Source organism: Cyanobium sp. WAJ14-Wanaka (assembly GCF_024345375.1).
Classification (GTDB): domain Bacteria; phylum Cyanobacteriota; class Cyanobacteriia; order PCC-6307; family Cyanobiaceae; genus Cyanobium_A.
Map to the genome: position 1 here is coordinate 230207 of NZ_JAGQAZ010000001.1, position 15982 is coordinate 246188.

Annotated in this window: 16 protein-coding genes; 10 read left to right on the plus strand and 6 right to left on the minus strand. The window is 64.1% G+C overall.

What is annotated here, in order from left to right; all coding sequences use genetic code 11:
• Positions 1–33 precede the first annotated feature (33 nt).
• From KBY49_RS01365 to KBY49_RS01375, 3 genes are read left to right on the plus strand one after another with little or no spacing between them, the layout of a single operon-like run.
• The gene (locus KBY49_RS01365) at positions 34–1374 is read left to right on the plus strand and encodes an aminotransferase class I/II-fold pyridoxal phosphate-dependent enzyme (protein WP_254932982.1); all 1341 of its coding nucleotides are present in this window, start codon (positions 34–36) and stop codon (positions 1372–1374) included.
• Between the two features lie 5 nt (positions 1375–1379).
• The gene (gene cbiT / locus KBY49_RS01370; protein WP_254932983.1) at positions 1380–1988 is read left to right on the plus strand and encodes a precorrin-6Y C5,15-methyltransferase subunit CbiT; all 609 of its coding nucleotides are present in this window, start codon (positions 1380–1382) and stop codon (positions 1986–1988) included.
• Between the two features lie 14 nt (positions 1989–2002).
• A complete protein-coding gene (locus KBY49_RS01375) occupies positions 2003–2905 on the plus strand; it encodes a phosphatidate cytidylyltransferase (RefSeq protein ID WP_254932984.1) in 903 nt (300 codons plus the stop codon).
• Here KBY49_RS01375 and KBY49_RS01380 read toward each other — a convergent pair.
• The 5 genes from KBY49_RS01380 to KBY49_RS01400 form a co-directional block, all read right to left on the minus strand.
• Positions 2902–3096 (minus strand): hypothetical protein, encoded by a 195-nt coding sequence (locus KBY49_RS01380; protein WP_254932985.1) that lies wholly within the window; start codon positions 3094–3096, stop codon positions 2902–2904. The two genes, KBY49_RS01375 and KBY49_RS01380, sit on opposite strands and share 4 nt — an antisense overlap.
• Positions 3093–4007, minus strand: coding sequence for an alpha/beta fold hydrolase (locus tag KBY49_RS01385; RefSeq protein ID WP_396099165.1), 915 nt, complete (start codon positions 4005–4007; stop codon positions 3093–3095). The genes KBY49_RS01380 and KBY49_RS01385 overlap by 4 nt, the downstream gene beginning before the upstream one ends.
• Complete coding sequence (locus tag KBY49_RS01390) at positions 4004–5110, minus strand: iron-containing alcohol dehydrogenase family protein (RefSeq protein ID WP_254932986.1); 1107 nt, start codon at positions 5108–5110, stop codon at positions 4004–4006. The genes KBY49_RS01385 and KBY49_RS01390 overlap by 4 nt, the downstream gene beginning before the upstream one ends.
• A 41-nt stretch (positions 5111–5151) precedes the next feature.
• Positions 5152–7704 (minus strand): ATP-dependent Clp protease ATP-binding subunit, encoded by a 2553-nt coding sequence (locus KBY49_RS01395; RefSeq protein ID WP_254932987.1) that lies wholly within the window; start codon positions 7702–7704, stop codon positions 5152–5154.
• A 224-nt stretch (positions 7705–7928) separates the two neighbouring features.
• Positions 7929–8501, minus strand: a complete 573-nt coding sequence (locus KBY49_RS01400; RefSeq protein WP_254932988.1) for a GNAT family N-acetyltransferase — start codon at positions 8499–8501, stop codon at positions 7929–7931.
• On the opposite strand from KBY49_RS01400, the gene lysA reads away from it, so the two are divergent.
• From lysA to KBY49_RS01435, 7 genes are read left to right on the plus strand one after another with little or no spacing between them, the layout of a single operon-like run.
• A complete protein-coding gene (gene lysA, locus KBY49_RS01405) occupies positions 8500–9891 on the plus strand; it encodes a diaminopimelate decarboxylase (protein WP_254932989.1) in 1392 nt (463 codons plus the stop codon). The two genes, KBY49_RS01400 and lysA, sit on opposite strands and share 2 nt — an antisense overlap.
• Before the next feature lie 8 nt (positions 9892–9899).
• Entirely contained in the window at positions 9900–10724 is an 825-nt protein-coding gene (cdaA, locus tag KBY49_RS01410) for a diadenylate cyclase CdaA (protein WP_254932990.1), read from the plus strand.
• A complete protein-coding gene (locus KBY49_RS01415; RefSeq protein WP_254932991.1) occupies positions 10721–11497 on the plus strand; it encodes an isoprenyl transferase in 777 nt (258 codons plus the stop codon). The genes cdaA and KBY49_RS01415 overlap by 4 nt, the downstream gene beginning before the upstream one ends.
• Complete coding sequence (gene bioB, locus KBY49_RS01420; RefSeq protein WP_396099168.1) at positions 11481–12449, plus strand: biotin synthase BioB; 969 nt, start codon at positions 11481–11483, stop codon at positions 12447–12449. Before KBY49_RS01415 ends, bioB begins: the two co-directional genes overlap by 17 nt.
• 14 nt (positions 12450–12463) lie before the next feature.
• Positions 12464–13420, plus strand: a complete 957-nt coding sequence (locus KBY49_RS01425; RefSeq protein WP_254932992.1) for a rhodanese-related sulfurtransferase — start codon at positions 12464–12466, stop codon at positions 13418–13420.
• Between the two features lie 13 nt (positions 13421–13433).
• Positions 13434–14174 (plus strand): glutathione S-transferase, encoded by a 741-nt coding sequence (locus KBY49_RS01430; protein ID WP_315856983.1) that lies wholly within the window; start codon positions 13434–13436, stop codon positions 14172–14174.
• Positions 14171–14704 (plus strand): hypothetical protein, encoded by a 534-nt coding sequence (locus tag KBY49_RS01435; protein ID WP_254932993.1) that lies wholly within the window; start codon positions 14171–14173, stop codon positions 14702–14704. The genes KBY49_RS01430 and KBY49_RS01435 overlap by 4 nt, the downstream gene beginning before the upstream one ends.
• Here the strand turns inward: KBY49_RS01435 and KBY49_RS01440 are convergent.
• On the minus strand, positions 14689–15978 hold the full coding sequence (locus KBY49_RS01440) for a carbohydrate porin (RefSeq protein WP_254932994.1): 1290 nt from the start codon (positions 15976–15978) through the stop codon (positions 14689–14691). The two genes, KBY49_RS01435 and KBY49_RS01440, sit on opposite strands and share 16 nt — an antisense overlap.
• Positions 15979–15982 lie beyond the last annotated feature (4 nt).

Consider the following 15982-nt stretch of genomic DNA (forward strand, 5'->3'; position numbering starts at 1 on the left):
TGGCGAGACTCTAGAAACCAAAAACCCCAAACCATGGGCCTCTGGCTCCATCTGCCGGCCCATGGTCGGGGCCGGGGCCTGGCTCCGGAACTGCGCCAACTGTTGCGCCAGCACCCCGCCAGTTGGGATTTGCCGGAATTGCCCGAGCTGGGCGGCCCCCTAGTGGCAGATGGTTGGGTGGCCGAGGCCCAGCACACCACTGCCCGGGCCCTTGGGGCCAGCCATTGCTGGTTTGGGGTGAATGGGGCCAGTGGCCTGTTGCAGGCGGCCCTGCTGGCCCTGGCAAGGCCGGGGGAGCGGGTGCTGCTGCCCCGCAACCTGCATCGCTCCCTGTTGCATGGCTGCCTGCTGGGCGGCTTGCGGCCCGTGCTGTTTGATCTGCCCTTTGATCCGGCTACGGGGCTGTGGTTGCAGCCGGATCCGGCCCACCTGGAGCGGGTAATCACTGCCGCCCTGGCCCAGGGCCCGATTGCCGCCCTGGCCCTGGTCTCCCCCACCTACCAGGGCCTGGCCGCCGATCTGCCGGCCCTGGTGGCCCTGGCCCATCGCTTGGGCCTGCCCGTGCTCGTGGACCAGGCCCATGGCTACGGGGAGGCGCTTGCGGCCCAGGCCGACCTGGTGGTGCTCTCCTGCCAGAAAAGTGGCGGCGGCCTGGCCCAGAGTGCGGCCCTGTTGCTGCAGGGCCAGCGGCTCCAGGTGGGGGCGGTGGAGCGGAGCCTGCTCTGGTTGCAAACCTCCAGCCCCAGCGCCCTATTGCTGGCCTCGGCCCAGGCCTCCCTCGGCCAGCTCACCAGTGCCTTTGGCCAGCGCCAGCGCCGCCGCGGCGAGGCCCGCGGGCTGCGGCTACGCCAGCACCTAAAGCAGCTCGAGCTGCCGCAGGTGTCCAGCCCCGACCCCCTGCGGCTGGTGCTGCACACCGCCGCGATGGGTATCAATGGCCTGGAGGCAGACGAATGGCTGATGCGGCGGGGGGTAATCGCCGAGCTGCCGGAGCCAGGCACCCTCACCTTTTGTTTGGGGATGCGGCCGCCCCCTGGTCTGCGCTGGCGATTGGGGCGCCAGCTTGTGGCCCTGCGGCGGGCCCTGGGCGGGCCACCCCTGCCGGCTTTTGTGCCCCCACCTTTGCCCCTGGTGGCCGAGCCAGAAATGGACCTGGGCCTGGCCTGGCGGGCCCCCTCAGAAATCGTGCCCCTGGTGCCCCTGGCGGCCTTGGCGGGGCGCCTTGCCGCCGCACCGGTCTGTCCCTATCCCCCGGGCATTCCCCTGCTGGTACCCGGTGAGCGGATCGATCTGGCCCGCGCCGAATGGCTTGCCCAGCAGCAGCGGCTGTGGCCGGGGCAGATCGCTGATACGGTGAGGGTTGTGGCCACCTAGGCAGCATGCAAGGGCCGGGCCCTGCCTACCAATGGGACTTCGTAACCCCCGGCTTGCCCGATGGGGCCTTTGAACACGCCCCTGGTTTCAGCCCCACGCCGATGGAGCTGCGGGTGATGCTGCTGGCCCACCTGCGCCCCCAGGCCGATTCACTCGTGTGGGATGTGGGGGGCGGCACCGGTGCCCTGGCCCTGGAAATAGCCCGGTTGATGCCCAAGGGTGCGGTGCATACCCTCGAGCGCGATCCCGATGCCATCCGCCTGCTGGAGCACAACCGGGAGCGTTTTGGCATCGCCAATCTCCACATCCATGCCGGCCAGGCCCCCGATGATTTAGGCCAACTGCCCCCCAACCCCGACCGGGTGCTGCTGGAGGTGGGCCGGCCCCTGGGGGATGTGTTGTTGGCGGTTTGGCAGGCCCTGGTGCCTGAGGGGCGCCTGGTGATCAGCACCGCCAGCCTGGAGGGCCTGGTCGATGCCACCGACACCCTTGGCCAGCTGCAGGCCAGGGATCTGCAGGTGGTGCAGGCGACAGTGCACCGGATGCAGCGCCGCGGCAGCCAGGCCAAGCTGGCGGCGGCGGAGCCCCTGTTTTTGATTGCCGCCGAACGTTGATGGGCAAGCCGGTAATGGGCAGTGAACCCCGTAAGGCCACATCGCTGGCGCGCCTGTTGAGCGGTTGGGCGGCGGGGGGCTTTGGCTTTGTGGTGGTGATGCTGGGCGGTTGGTGGTTTACCGCCGCCGTGGGTGTGATTGTGCATTTGGGCCTGCTGGAGTTTTTCCGCATGGCCCAGTTCAAGGGCATTCGACCGGCCACCAAGACCACCCTGGTGGCGGTGCAACTGCTGTTGATCACCACCCAGGCCGCCAGCGGCGACGGCGGTGGCAGCTGGTTTAGCGGCGATGTGGCGGCCGCGATCCTGCCGGCATCGGGCGCGGTGATTTGCGGCTGGCTGTTGCTGCAGCCAGTCACGGGCACGATCGCCGACATTGCCGCCTCAATTTTTGGCTTGTTTTATCTGGGTTTTCTGCCCAGTCACTGGATCAAGTTGCGCGATCTTGCCGATACGGCCCTGGCTCCCGCCACGGCGAATTGGAGCTTTACCACCAGTGCGGGCCTGGGCCTCACCCTGCTGGCCTGCTTCCTGATCGTGGCTACGGATATTGGCTCCTACGTGATTGGCCGCCGTTGGGGCCGCCATCCCCTCTCGCCCATTTCCCCCGGCAAAACCATTGAGGGGGCCCTGGGCGGGATGGCCTGTGCCTGCGCCGTTGGCAGCCTCGGCGGAGTTTTGCTGGGTTGGCCCTGGGGGATCTTGCTTGGGGCCGGCCTTGGTGCAGTGGTGGCGGTGTTTGCCCTGGTGGGCGACCTCACCGAGTCGATGATCAAGCGAGATGCGGGGGTGAAGGATTCCGGTGATGCGATCCCCGGCCATGGCGGCATCCTCGATCGCATCGATAGCTACCTGTTTGTGCCCGCAGTGGTTTTCACCCTGGTGACCCTGGTCTTGCCCCTGGTTTGGCGGGCCTAGGCCGGCGAGCCCATGCTGATTTGGGCGCTGCCCTGCAGTTGCACCATGCCCCCCTCGAGGCTGGCCCTTTCAAGCCTGATGCCCTCATCTAGGGGCAGGCGCATTTGGGCACCTGCTCCGATCGCCCGGATCTCCAATCCGCCGTCCGTAGCCAGCAGCTGCATCACGGGCCCTGAACTGGCGGAACTCACGGGCAGGCTTGGGAGCTCAGCCAAGTGTGGGCCACCCGGGCCGGCTGATCGATGTGGGGCAGGTGGCCGCAGGCCTCTAGCTCCTCCACCCGATCGCCAAGTAGGGCCAGGGCCGCCCGCTTTTGCGGTGCCCTCAGGATTCGATCGTTGGCGCCCCAGAGCACGGCCAGCGGTTGCTGGGGCAGGGGGCTGCCGCAGCCGGCAAAGCCGCCGGAGCGGGCAAAGCTGGCCAGGGTGGGGGCCCAACCTGGAGCACTTAGGTGCAGTGATGCAATCTCCAGCTCGGCTGGCCCCACATCCCGATCGGGGTCCGCAAAGGCGGAGCTACACAACCCCTTGCGCACCCCGGGTAGACCCAAAAAATTCACCCCTAACCGATCCAGCAGGGGGGGCAGTGGCATCGGTTTACCGGTGAGACCAGCCGGGGCCAAGAGCAACAGGCGGGCGATGCGTTCGGGCCGGAGTCGGGCCAGCTCCACCGCCACCGATCCCCCCATCGAGGCGCCCATTAGGCCCATCGGGGCGGGGCTGCTTTCGCCCCGATGCAGGCCAATGGCATCGACCAGGCTTGATAAATGGGCCAGCACCGCCTCCGGATTGGAGTGGGCCGGCTCTGGTCTGGGGCAAAACCCGAAACCAAAAAGATCGGGAATGAAAAGCTGGTAGTTGTCTGCAAGCAGTGGCACCAGGCGCCGAAATTCCAGAAAAGAACTATCAAAACCGTGCAACATCAGCAGCGGTGGGCCCTGGCCCAGCACCGCCACGGGCCATTGGCCGGCCAGGCCCGAAAGTTCCCACCACTGCACCGCCGCAGCCAGGCTGCGCCCCTGGGGATCAAGCAGGCCAGCGGCGGCAGCGGCCACCAATTGCTTGCAGGTTTGGGTGCGATCCGCCAGCAGCTCTTGGTTCAAGCCGGTTGCCGTTCGGTGGCGCCACTACTCACCAGGGCCGCCAAAAGGTCGTTGGCTTCCACCGTAAAAGGTAGGTGGTGGATGTCGGAGCCAGGCCTGCAGGCAAAGGCACAGGCCTGCTGGAGCTCGTTCAAGTTGGCGTTGGCTAGGCCCAAATCGCCCAACTCCACGGGCAGTTTCAGCTGCCGAAACAGGGGAATTAATTGCCGCCTGGCCTGGCCCGCCAATTGGTTCTGGCCGATCAGCTCCTCCAGGCGCAGCTGAACCAGGATTCCAAAGCCCACCTTCTCGCCGTGCAGCAGCCCATGGCTGGCGGGCAATTGGGTCAGGCCGTTATGGACGGCATGGGCGGCCACGGTGCGGCAGCGGGCACCACCAATGCCGCCAATCAGTCCGGCGCTGAGGGCACAGGCCTCGGCCACCCGCACCCAGGCCTCTGAATCGGGATCGGCCATCGCCGCTTCCGCCTCCAGCAGCAGTTGGTCCCGCAGCACCCTGGCCATTTGCACCGCCTGCTGCACCATGCCATCGCTGCTGGCGCCACTGCTCACCGAGGCCTCATACCACTTGGCCATGCCGTCGGCGATGCCGCTGGCGAGGGTGCGGGGCGGTGCTTGGCGCACAAAGCCATGGTCAAAGACCAGTAAATCTGGGCAGCGATCCAGGGCCACATCGCCCTCAAAGGCCCCCCCGGGCGAATAGATGTTGGCGAGGGCGGTCCAGCCCGCACAGGTGGCGGCACTGGTGGGCACCGTGATGCAGGCCAGGCCAAGGCGATGGGCCAGGAGTTTTCCCGCATCCAGCACCTTGCCGCCACCGATGGCGATCACCGCATCGACTTGGGCGGCGATGGCCTGGGGGGCGAGGGCGGCTAGATCGTCTTCACAGCAGTCGAACTGGAGTTGGGCGGAGTGGCAGACCAGGCCAGCCAGTTCCAAATCCCCTTGGCATTGCTGCCTCAGGGCGGCGGTGGCGGCACTGCGGCCCAGCAGCAGGGGCCTTTTGCCAATTGCCTTGATCGGCTCGATCGCCTGCTGCCAAGCTCCTTCACCCCGCAGCACGGCTGCGGGGGCGATGGAGTGCTGGGAAAAGGATCCACTCATGGGTGAATTCTAAAAACCGCCGCTGCCGGGTACCTAGTTATCTAGACCCCAGCTGCCGCCAGTTCAGGTAGGGCAGGGGCAGAGAGCTGTTTGCGAATCACCACCTGCTTCTCTTCGTTCACATCCACCAGGGCCGAATCCCCTTCGCCAATTCGACCGGTGAGGAATTCCTCGGCCAGGGAGTCTTCGAGCAGGCGCATCACGGCCCGGCGCAGGGGTCTGGCCCCGTAGCTGGGGTTGTAGCCCTCTTCCACCAACCGCTCCTTGAAGCTGTCGGTTACGGAAAGGGCAATGCCCTTCTCCATCATGCGGGCGAAGACCTCCTTGAGCATGATCTCGGCGATTTCCTTGACCTCGTCGCGGCTGAGTTGGCGGAAAACGATGATTTCGTCGAGGCGGTTGAGGAATTCCGGACGGAAGTACTGCTTCAGCTCCTCATTCACCAGGGAGCGAATGCGGTTGTAGTTGGTTTCATCTGCATCGCCACCGCCAAATTCGAAGCCCAGGCCGCCGCCGCCCTTCTCAATAACCTTCGAACCAATGTTCGAGGTCATGATGATCAGGGTGTTTTTGAAGTCGACCGTGCGGCCCTTGGAATCGGTCAGGCGACCATCTTCAAGGAGCTGCAGCAGCAGGTTGAACACATCGGGGTGGGCCTTCTCGATTTCATCGAAGAGCACCACGGTGTAGGGCCTGCGGCGCACCGCTTCGGTGAGCTGGCCGCCCTCGTTGAAGCCCACGTAGCCGGGGGGGGAGCCGATCAGCTTGCTGACCGTGTGGCGCTCCATGAACTCGGACATGTCGAGCCGGATCATGGCCTCTTCGCTGCCAAAGAAGTAGGCAGCTAGGGACTTGGTGAGCTCTGTTTTGCCGACACCGGTGGGGCCGGAGAAGATGAAGCTGGCGATTGGTCGGTTGGGGTTTTTGAGCCCCACCCGGGCGCGGCGGATGGCGCGGGAAACGGCCTTCACGGCTTCGTCTTGACCAATCAGGCGCTGGTGGAGGGTTTCCTCCATGTTGAGCAGCTTTGCCGTTTCGGTTTCGGTGAGCTTTTGTACGGGTACGCCAGTCCAGGAGGCCACGATTTGGGCGATGTCCTCCTCTGACACCATCGGCATGCGATCGGCATCGCCCACCTGAATTTCGGCCACCTGGGTGTCAGCCACTGAGCTTTCAGCAGAGGAGCTTTCAGCCGCTGGGCTTTCGTCCTTGCGGGCCTGAAGGATCGAGCGGATTTGATCGCGCAACTCCACTTCCTTATCCCGCAGTTCTCCGGCCTTGCCGAAGTCCTGTTCCCGCACGGCCTGCTCCTTTTGCTTCTGCACGGCGCGCAACTGCTTGTCAACCTCCTTGGCGGCGGGAGGCAGCTTCGAATTCAGCAGGCGCACCCGGCTGCCCGCCTCATCGACCAGGTCGATCGCCTTGTCGGGCAGGAAGCGATCTGAGATGTAGCGATCCCCCAGGGTCGCTGCCGCAACTAGGGCCTCATCGGCGATCTTGAGGCGATGGTGATCCTCGTAGCGCTCCTTGAGGCCCCGTAGGATTTCGATTGTGTCGAGCACGGATGGTTCACCCACCATCACTGGCTGGAAACGGCGCTCCAGGGCCGCATCCCGCTCAATGTGCTTGCGGTATTCATCGAGGGTGGTGGCCCCGATGCATTGCAGCTCGCCCCTGGCCAGGGCCGGCTTGAGGATGTTGGCGGCATCGATGGCGCCCTCAGCTGCCCCAGCGCCGATCAAGGTGTGAACCTCGTCGATCACCAGAATCACGTTTCCGGCGCTGCGGATTTCCTCCATGATCTTTTTGAGGCGCTCCTCAAACTCGCCCCGGTACTTGGTGCCAGCCACCAGTGAGCCGATATCCAAGGTGAGTACCCTCTTCTCTTCAAGGATGTCGGGGATATCCCCGGAGTTAATGCGCTGGGCCAGGCCTTCGGCGATGGCGGTCTTACCCACCCCTGGTTCACCAATAAGTACCGGGTTATTTTTGGTGCGGCGACCCAGGATCTGGATCACCCTTTCAATTTCGTTCTGCCGGCCCACCACAGGATCGAGTTTGCCATCGGCGGCCTGTTGGGTGAGGTTGCTGCCGAATTCGTCGAGGGTGGGGGTTTTGGTGGAGCCCTTGCCGCCGCCGCCGCCCGCGGCCACCTCGGCCGTTTCACCCAGCATCCGAATCACCTGGGTGCGCACCTTGGCTAGGTCGACGCCGAGGTTCTCCAGAACCCGGGCTGCCACACCTTCACCTTCACGGATCAGACCGAGCAGCAGGTGTTCCGTACCTATGTAGTTGTGGCCGAGTTGGCGAGCTTCCTCTAGGGATAGCTCAAGCACCCTTTTGGCCCTGGGGGTGAAGGGAATCTCAACAGCCACAAAGCCGGAACCCCGGCCGATGATCTTCTCCACCTCGACCCGGGCGTCCTTGAGGTTGACCCCCATTGATTTCAGAACTTTGGCTGCCACGCCGGTGCCTTCACCAATAAGGCCCAGCAGAATTTGCTCGGTGCCAACAAAGTTGTGACCAAGACGGCGGGCCTCCTCTTGGGCCAGCATGATCACCTTGATGGCCTTTTCGGTAAACCTCTCGAACATGGTGCGGGACCGGTTACAAGTGCAACTAACCTATCAGGGTTGGAGGGTTTGGTGTGGTTCGGCCTACTGAATCGGGGGATCAGTAGTTGGGGCAAGCGATCAGAACCATTCCAGCAATAATTAATTCGCTGTAGATATGGTGTTTAGGCGATAAAAAAAGCCGGTTATCCGCACTCCACTGCCCAACCCGGCAGCTCTCTTGATCAAGGCCTAAATGATCATTTCTACAAACTCACCCATTGGATCAGGGCATCGTCGCCATTGCGGTAGTAACCGCGACGAATACCTGCATCGCGAAAGCCGAGGCGGCGGTAAAGGGCCACGGCCGCAAGGTTGCCGCAGGCCACCTCCAGGGTGGCCTGGAGGGCCCCCTGCCCCTTGCCCAACTCCAGTAGGGCCCCCAGTACCTGGCAGCCCAGGCCGCGCCGTCGCTGCTGCGGGGCCACCGCCACCAGGGTGATGTGTAGTTCGTCCACCACCAGCCAGCCGCTGGCCATCGCCCCCAGCACCTGGGGATTTGGGCTGGCCCCAAGCCAGATGCCCATGCCCGGCCGGTGCGGGTCGGCCAGCTCCGTTTGCCAATGACTGCGGCTCCAGATGCCGCCCAGGCAGCTTTGATCAAGCTGGAGGCAGTGCTCCAGATTGCCAATTTCCAGGGGTTTGGCCCGGCCCGGATGCCCCATGGCTCCAATCGTCATCGTCTTTGTACCCCTGGCCGTTTCAACACACCCATCGCCATTTGAGGGGGCATCAATACCATTGCTGAAATCTGAACTGCTGCAATAGGCCGGCGCCATGGTGGCTTCCACTGAATTCGCAAAAGCTTTTGGGGCTGCCCTCGAGCCAAATCTTGACCTGGCCAGCCCCAACCGCAATCTGGCGCCCCTGACCGCCCGGATCGAAACCACGGGCCACTTGGCCGTGGGTGGTTGCCGTTTGGCGGATCTGGCCAGTAGCTATGGCACGCCGCTATACGTGCTCGATGAGGCCAGCCTGCGGGGCACCTGTCGGGCCTACCGCCAGGCCCTCGAGCAGCACTACCCGGGCCCGTCGTTGGCGATCTATGCCTCGAAGGCCAATAGCTCCCTGGCAATTTCCGCCCTGGTGGCCTCCGAGGGCCTTGGTCTTGATGCGGTGTCTGCGGGGGAGCTGCTGACTGCCCTCGAGGGCGGCATGCCCGCCGAGCGGATCGTCTTCCATGGCAACAACAAATCCCGGGAGGAACTGGCCCTGGCCGCAGGGCGGGGGGTGACGGTGGTGGCAGACAACTGGCGGGATTTGGAATTGCTTGGCGAGTTGGCAGAGGACTTCAGCCAGCCGGTCCAGTTGATGCTGCGCTTTACCCCTGGGATCGAATGCCATACCCACGAGTACATCCGCACGGGTCACCTAGACAGCAAATTCGGCTTTGATCCCGACCAGCTGGAGATCGTGCTGAAACATTTGGCGGGCTGCCCCTGGGCCCGGCTCACTGGCCTGCACGCCCACATCGGCTCCCAAATTTTTGAACTCCAGCCCCATCGCGACCTGGCTGGGGTGATGGCCGATGCGCTCCAGCTGGCCCGCTCCCTGGGCCATCCGATCCGGGATTTGAATGTGGGTGGTGGCCTGGGCATTCGCTATGTGGCCTCCGACGATCCCCCTTCGATCCAGGAGTGGGTCAAAACCGTGGCGGAGGCGGTGCTGGCTGCCTGCCGAGCCCGCGATTTGGAGTTGCCGCGGCTGCTCTGTGAGCCAGGCCGATCGCTGGTGGCCACGGCCGGTGTCACGGTTTACGAAATAGGCAGCCGTAAGGAGATTCCAGGCATTCGCACCTATCTATCGGTGGATGGGGGGATGAGCGACAACCCCCGGCCAATTACTTACGAATCCCAATACACCGCCATGCTGGCGAATCGTCCCCTGGCGGCGGCGACCGAAACGGTCACGGTGGCTGGAAAGCACTGCGAATCGGGCGATGTGCTGCTCAAGGACCTGGCCCTGCCCCCTGCCACCAGTGGCGATTTGCTGGTGGTGTTTTCCACCGGCGCCTACAACGCTTCGATGGGCTCCAATTACAACCGCATCCCCCGGCCCGCCGCCGTTTTGGTCCATGGGGGCGTGGCGGAATTAGTTCAACGCCGGGAGCAACCGGAAGATCTACTGCGCTACGACGTTTTGCCTTCCCGACTTATGCCGGTAACTTGATTTCAGGTATGGGGGCAACGTTGGCCGCGCTGCAGTTGATCGACTTTCGACTGCTCCTCGACCTGATCTTTGCCACTGGCTTGGGGGTCTTGGTGCTGGGTCGGGTCACGGAGGCTCGGACCCTTTGGCTGTTGCGGGGCTATCTGCTGCTGGTAGCCCTGGCCTGGTTTGTGCAGCGCTACGCAAACCTGCCCCTCACCTCCAAGTTGGTGGATGCCCTAGTGCTGGCCTGCAGCCTTGCCCTTGCCATTCTCTGGCAGGGGGAATTGCGGCGGCTGATGGAATTACTTGGCACGGCCCGCATTGGCGTGCTCTTTGGCAGCCGTAAACGGGACCAACTGGCCTCTGGCTCGGTGGCGATCCTCAGCGAGGCGGCCGGTCGCCTTTCCCAGGCCCGCCGAGGCGGTTTGATTGTGGTGGATATGGGCAGCGACCTGCGCCCCGAGGATTTTCTCAATCCAGGCATCAACCTCGATGCCCAATTGTCGGTTGACCTGCTGCTCAACCTGTTTGCGGCCGACACCCCACTCCACGATGGGGCGGTGCTGGTGAAGGCGAACCGGATCGTGGCGGCGGGGGTGATCCTGCCCCTCTCCCGCCAGGGCCTCAACCGCTATGGCACCCGCCATTTGGCGGCCCTGGGCCTAACTGAACGCTTTGATCAATGCCTGGCGATTGTGGTTTCAGAGGAAACCGGGACCCTATCGCTCGCCTCCCAGGGCCGGCTGGAGCGGCCGATCACCAGTAGCCGTTTGCACGACCTGCTAAGCCAGGCCCTGGCCTTGCCAGCAGGTCGTAGCGTGGTCAAAGACCCGCTGGAACTTCGCGGATGAGTCGCGTGCTGGCGACCACCCCGGCCCTTGGCCGCACACCTATGCCGACGGGCCTTGATCCGGCCCGTTTGCCGCGCCATGTGGCCGTGATCATGGATGGCAATGGCCGCTGGGCCAGCCGCCGCAACCTGCCCCGGGTGATGGGGCACCGGGAGGGGGTGGAGGCCTTAAAGCGCACCTTGAGGCTCTGCAGCGACTGGGGAATTGGCTCTTTGACGGCCTATGCCTTCTCCACGGAAAACTGGAATCGGCCCGGCGAGGAGGTCAGTTTCCTGATGACCCTGTTTGAGCGGGTGCTGGCTCGCGAGCTCCAAGCCCTTGAGCAGGAGCAGGTGCGCATCCGTTTCCTTGGCGACCTCTCCCCCCTGCCAAATGGGTTGCAGCAGCTGATAGCCGACGCCACGGCCCGCACTGCGGCCAACACCGGCATCCATTTCAACGTTTGCACCAACTACGGCAGCCGGGCCGAATTGGTGCTGGCCGCCCAGCGGTTGGCCGAGCGAGCCGCCGCCGGCCAGCTGGCGCCGGCCGAGATCACTGAGGAACTGTTTGCCGCTGAGTTGCACACTGCCGGTGAGCCCGATCCCGACCTCCTAATTCGCACCAGCGGTGAGCGGCGCATCAGTAATTTCCTGCTCTGGCAGCTCGCCTATGCCGAGCTGCACATCACCGACGTGCTTTGGCCCGATTTTGACGAGCAGGCCATGTTGACTGCCCTGCTCGATTACCAGCGGCGGGAGCGCCGCTTTGGTGGTGTTGACCCCCTTGCCTGACCACCTAGTGATCACCCGCCACAACTGGAGCCGCGCCGAGATCCAGACCCTGCTGGAACTGCCCCTGATGGACCTGCTCTGGCAGGCCCAAGGGGTGCATCGGGCCGCCAATCCCGGTTACCAGGTCCAGCTGGCTTCGCTGCTGAGTGTCAAGACCGGCGGCTGCGAGGAGGACTGCGCCTACTGCCCCCAATCGATGTACAACAGCAGCGATGTGGCTGCCCAGCCGGAGCTGGATGTGGCGCCCGTGCTGGAGCGGGCCCGGGCGGCTAAAGCGGCTGGGGCTGACCGCTTTTGCATGGGTTGGGCCTGGCGTGAAATCCGGGATGGCGCCCCCTTCGACGCCATGCTCGAGATGGTGCGCGGCGTGCGCAAGTTGGGCATGGAGGCCTGCGTAACGGCCGGCATGCTCACCGACCAGCAGGCCGCAAAGCTGGCGCAAGCGGGCCTGACTGCCTACAACCACAACCTCGACACCAGCCCAGAGCACTACGACCAGATCATTTCCACCCGCACCTACCAGGAGCGCCTGGAAACCCTGGCCAGGGTCCGTAGTTCGGGCATCACCATTTGCTGCGGCGGCATCATTGGCATGGGAGAGAGCCACGCTGATCGCGCCGGCCTGTTGGAGGTGCTCGCCAACCTCAACCCCCACCCCGAAAGCGTGCCGATCAATGCCCTGGTGGCGGTGGAAGGCACCCCCCTCGAGGACCTGCCGGCGGTGGACCCCCTGGAGCTGGTGCGGATGGTGGCCACCGCCCGGATAGTGATGCCCCACAGCCGGGTGCGCCTCAGCGCCGGCCGGCAGGAACTGAACCGGGAAGCCCAGATCCTTTGCCTGTTGGCGGGGGCGGATTCGATCTTCTATGGCGACACCTTGCTCACCACCGGCAATCCGGACGTGGCAGCAGATCGGGAGCTCCTGGCTGCAGCCGGCGTGCGGGTGGGCTGAGGAGTTTTGGGGCGATGGGTTTTCAGGTTGCCGCTTTCTACCGTTTTGCGCTGTTTAGCCAGGAAGAACTGCCGCTTTGGCAGCAGCGCTTGCGCAGCTTGGGGGAAGCCGCCGAGCTGAAGGGCACCGTGCTGCTGGCACCGGAGGGGGTGAACGGCACGATCTGCGGGCCTGAGGCTGGCGTAGAGAGCCTTGTTGAGCAACTGCGCCTGGATCCTCGGCTTGCGGACCTGGAGGTCAAAACAGCCGAGGCCCACCAGCAGACCTTCTACCGCCTCAAGGTGCGCATCAAGCGGGAGATCGTCACGATGGGTTGTGGGGCCGTGAAGCCCTATCTGGGGGAGGCTCCCCGGGAGGCCTCAGCCGTGGGCACCCATGTTTCAGCCCAGCAATGGAACCAGTTGATTGCCGATCCGGAAACCCTGGTGATCGACACCCGCAACGACTACGAGGTGGCCCTGGGCAGCTTCGCTGGGGCCATCGATCCGGGCACCGGCAGTTTTCGGGAGTTTCCGGCCTGGGTTGAAAACAAGCTCAAGCCCTTGGTGGCGGAGCAAAAGCCCAGGCAGATCGCCATGTTCTGCACCGGTGGGATCCGCTGTGAGAAGGCCACGGCTTACTTGCTGCAGCAGGGTTTTGAAGGGGTCCACCACCTGCAGGGCGGCATTTTGAAGTACCTCGAAACCGTGCCTGAGCCGACAAGCCAGTGGCAGGGCGAGTGTTTTGTGTTTGACCAACGGGTCACGGTCAACCACCAACTCGAGCCCGGTGAGGCAAGCCTTTGCCATGCCTGCCGCCGCCCCCTCACCGCCGCCGATCGGCTGCTGCCTAGCTACGTGCCAGGGGTCAGCTGCGGCCATTGCTTGGCCGAGCACGATGCTGAAGATCGAGGCCGTTTTGCGGAGCGGCAGCGCCAAATTGGCCTGGCCAAGGCCCGGGGCGAGGCCCACATCGGCAAGCTGCACCAGTGAGCCAAGGCTGCCGGTGAAGCCAATCCTGTACAGCTTCAGGCGGTGTCCCTATGCCATCCGCGCCCGCTTGGCCCTGCTGGTGGCTGGCTACGTACCCGGCCACAACCTTGAGATCCGGGAGGTGAGCCTGAAGGCCAAACCGCCCGAACTGCTGGCCCTCTCGCCCAAGGCCACCGTGCCGGTGCTGCAGCTTTGGGAGCCGATGGGCTCACCGACCGGTGGGCAGGTTCTCGATCAAAGCCTGGCGATCATGCACTGGGCCCTTGAACGGGGCGATCCCCAGCGCTGGCTGGTGGGCTGGAGCGCCGCCGATCGGGCCACGATGGCCGAGCTGATCGCCGAAAACGACGGCCCCTTTAAGCACCATCTCGATCGCTTCAAATATCCCGATCGCTATCCCCAGGAAATATCTGCAGGGGAGCCGGGCGCTGCAGCCCAGGAACATCGGGCTGCTGGTCTGCGGATTTTGCGGCGCTGGAACAGGCGGTTGCAACCAGCGTCTAGGCCCGGGGGCTGGTTGCTTGGGGATCGCCCCTCGTTGGCCGACATGGCCCTGCTGCCCTTTGTGCGCCAGTTCCGCTTGGCGGATACAACGGGCTTCGATCTGGAGCCGCAGCTGGAGGCTCTCCAGGTGTGGCTGGCCAGTTTTTTGCCCGGCGCCGAGCTGACGACGGTTCTCGAGAGCCCCTGGGCGGAGCGCACCCCATGGCTTTCAGCGGCTAAAGCTGGCCCCGTGGGAGCCCTGGCGCCATGACGATGCCCACCCTCGAGCAGTTGGAGCAGGAGGGTCAGCGCCGGGGTCTGTTGCTGCGCCTGCAGGTGGGCCGCCCCTTGGGGGTGGGCTGGACCCTGCGGGTGGGGGTGGCGCGGCAGGGGACTGGGCAATCCGGGAAGGCTGGTGCTTTGCAGTTACTCGGCGAACTCAAGGGCTGGGCCCTGCCCACCACCGGCGGCCTGCGCCTCGACACGCTGCGGGTGCAGGGGGAGCAGGTGGCAGCAGTGGCACCCCTGATCTGTGCCGCGAGCTTCGCCTGGGCCCTCGAGCAAACACCCTGTCGCCAGGCCACGATCCTGGCGATCCGCGACAGCGACGGCCAACATCGCCGCCTGGTGCGCTACTTCCGCAGCCTCGGTTTTTTGCCCCTCCGTGAGCTGGCGGCGGGCCCAGCCGACCTGGCTCCCCGGCTGCTGTGGGGGGGCTCAGGCCTGCTGATGCGGGCGGAATGCACGGAGGTGCTGTCCCGCAGTGTCCGCCGCCTGGGATTGGTTCAGAACTGCAGCTGAACCTGCAGGCCTAGGGCCAGGATGTTGCCCGTGCTGGATGTGCCCCCTGGATTGATGATCCACTGCAGAAATGGTTGCAGCGAAAGGCTGCTGTTGACCGTGGCGGTGTAGTTGAGCTCCAGGCTGGTTTCTGGGTTCAGGTTGGTTCCCGCCGTTGCGTTGAAGTTGTTTTGGCCGATCGCGAGGGCCAGTACATCTAGGGGGCGACCAGGAATAACCCCCTGACTCAACCAGCCACCACTTAGGAATAGTCCCAGGGGGGAATCGGCATTGTCTCCGGCACCACTAATGCCAAACCAAAACCGGTTGTCTATGCCTAGGGGCAGGGGGGCGGCCAGGGTGATACTGCTAAAAAAACCTGGAGTTAAGAGGTTGCTGGTGGTATTTGCTTCGTAGGCACCGCCAATTTGGAGCAGGGGTTTGGGCAATTGGCGGCTGACCGGTTGGGGCTCCATTGCAGATCCCTGCTTGCCATCTCCAGCCTTTGCCTTTAGCTGAATTGGCTGGGCAAACTTTTGGTAGCCAGGTAGGCGATCAAAGCTCCACTGCAGGGCCTGAATATGGCCAGTGTTTTTATCTTGTTGGGGATTGACTCCAAATAGGGAGGCAATGGCAACTTGGGGATCAAGCCAGAAGGCCCCGTAACGCAATTCGCCGTAGGGCCCGTAATCCTTAATGGGGCCGTTGCTGTTAGAGCCGGGCCGCCAGTTCAGCTCAATTCCAGGAGTGGCGAATGGGTTGATCGGCAGGTTGGTGATATTGAGATTCAAGGTGTTGTTGAACACCGAATTCACGTAGAAATTCAGTACGGGTGCCTCCGCAAAGCCCGGGTTAATCGAAAATATTCCCGCCTTGATATCCACCGAACCAGTGCCCGCACTGCGCTCGATTTGGGCGCCAGTTAGCCAGAGGCCGGTGGGGTGGTCAATGGCGGTGAGGGGAAAGGCTGAACCGAGTCGCTGGCCGTAGCCGGGGGTGCCGTTGAACAGGGTCAGTTCGACGTTTGCACTCCAGTGGTCTGCCTCTTGCCAAATGGCAGGATCCTTGCCAAAACCACTGCTGGCACTGGCATTAAAGGTGGTTTGCTGAATCCAGTTGCTGGCCTTGGTTGTGCCCCCCGCTGGATTGCCCAGCAGGTCGCTTTGGATGTTGAGCCCCAACTGCAACCAGTCCGGTGTCAGGGGCGTGGCTGTTTGGGCAGCACTCGGCAGCGCCATCAGGGCAAGCGCGACTGTGGCAAAGGCCACCGATGCCGCAGGGCCGGGGTGCTGCATCGCC

Bases quoted from the DNA above. Each gene is read 5' to 3' on its own strand.
- KBY49_RS01365 (WP_254932982.1), top strand. From the start codon at position 34: ATGGGCCTCTGGCTCCATCTGCCGGCCCATGGTCGGGGCCGGGGCCTG.
- cbiT (WP_254932983.1), top strand. From the start codon at position 1,380: ATGCAAGGGCCGGGCCCTGCCTACCAATGGGACTTCGTAACCCCCGGC.
- KBY49_RS01375 (WP_254932984.1), top strand. From the start codon at position 2,003: ATGGGCAGTGAACCCCGTAAGGCCACATCGCTGGCGCGCCTGTTGAGC.
- KBY49_RS01390 (WP_254932986.1), bottom strand. From the start codon at position 5,110: ATGAGTGGATCCTTTTCCCAGCACTCCATCGCCCCCGCAGCCGTGCTG.
- KBY49_RS01395 (WP_254932987.1), bottom strand. From the start codon at position 7,704: ATGTTCGAGAGGTTTACCGAAAAGGCCATCAAGGTGATCATGCTGGCC.
- lysA (WP_254932989.1), top strand. From the start codon at position 8,500: ATGGTGGCTTCCACTGAATTCGCAAAAGCTTTTGGGGCTGCCCTCGAG.
- KBY49_RS01400 (WP_254932988.1), bottom strand. From the start codon at position 8,501: ATGGCGCCGGCCTATTGCAGCAGTTCAGATTTCAGCAATGGTATTGAT.
- cdaA (WP_254932990.1), top strand. From the start codon at position 9,900: ATGGGGGCAACGTTGGCCGCGCTGCAGTTGATCGACTTTCGACTGCTC.
- KBY49_RS01415 (WP_254932991.1), top strand. From the start codon at position 10,721: ATGAGTCGCGTGCTGGCGACCACCCCGGCCCTTGGCCGCACACCTATG.
- KBY49_RS01425 (WP_254932992.1), top strand. From the start codon at position 12,464: ATGGGTTTTCAGGTTGCCGCTTTCTACCGTTTTGCGCTGTTTAGCCAG.
- KBY49_RS01435 (WP_254932993.1), top strand. From the start codon at position 14,171: ATGACGATGCCCACCCTCGAGCAGTTGGAGCAGGAGGGTCAGCGCCGG.
- KBY49_RS01440 (WP_254932994.1), bottom strand. From the start codon at position 15,978: ATGCAGCACCCCGGCCCTGCGGCATCGGTGGCCTTTGCCACAGTCGCG.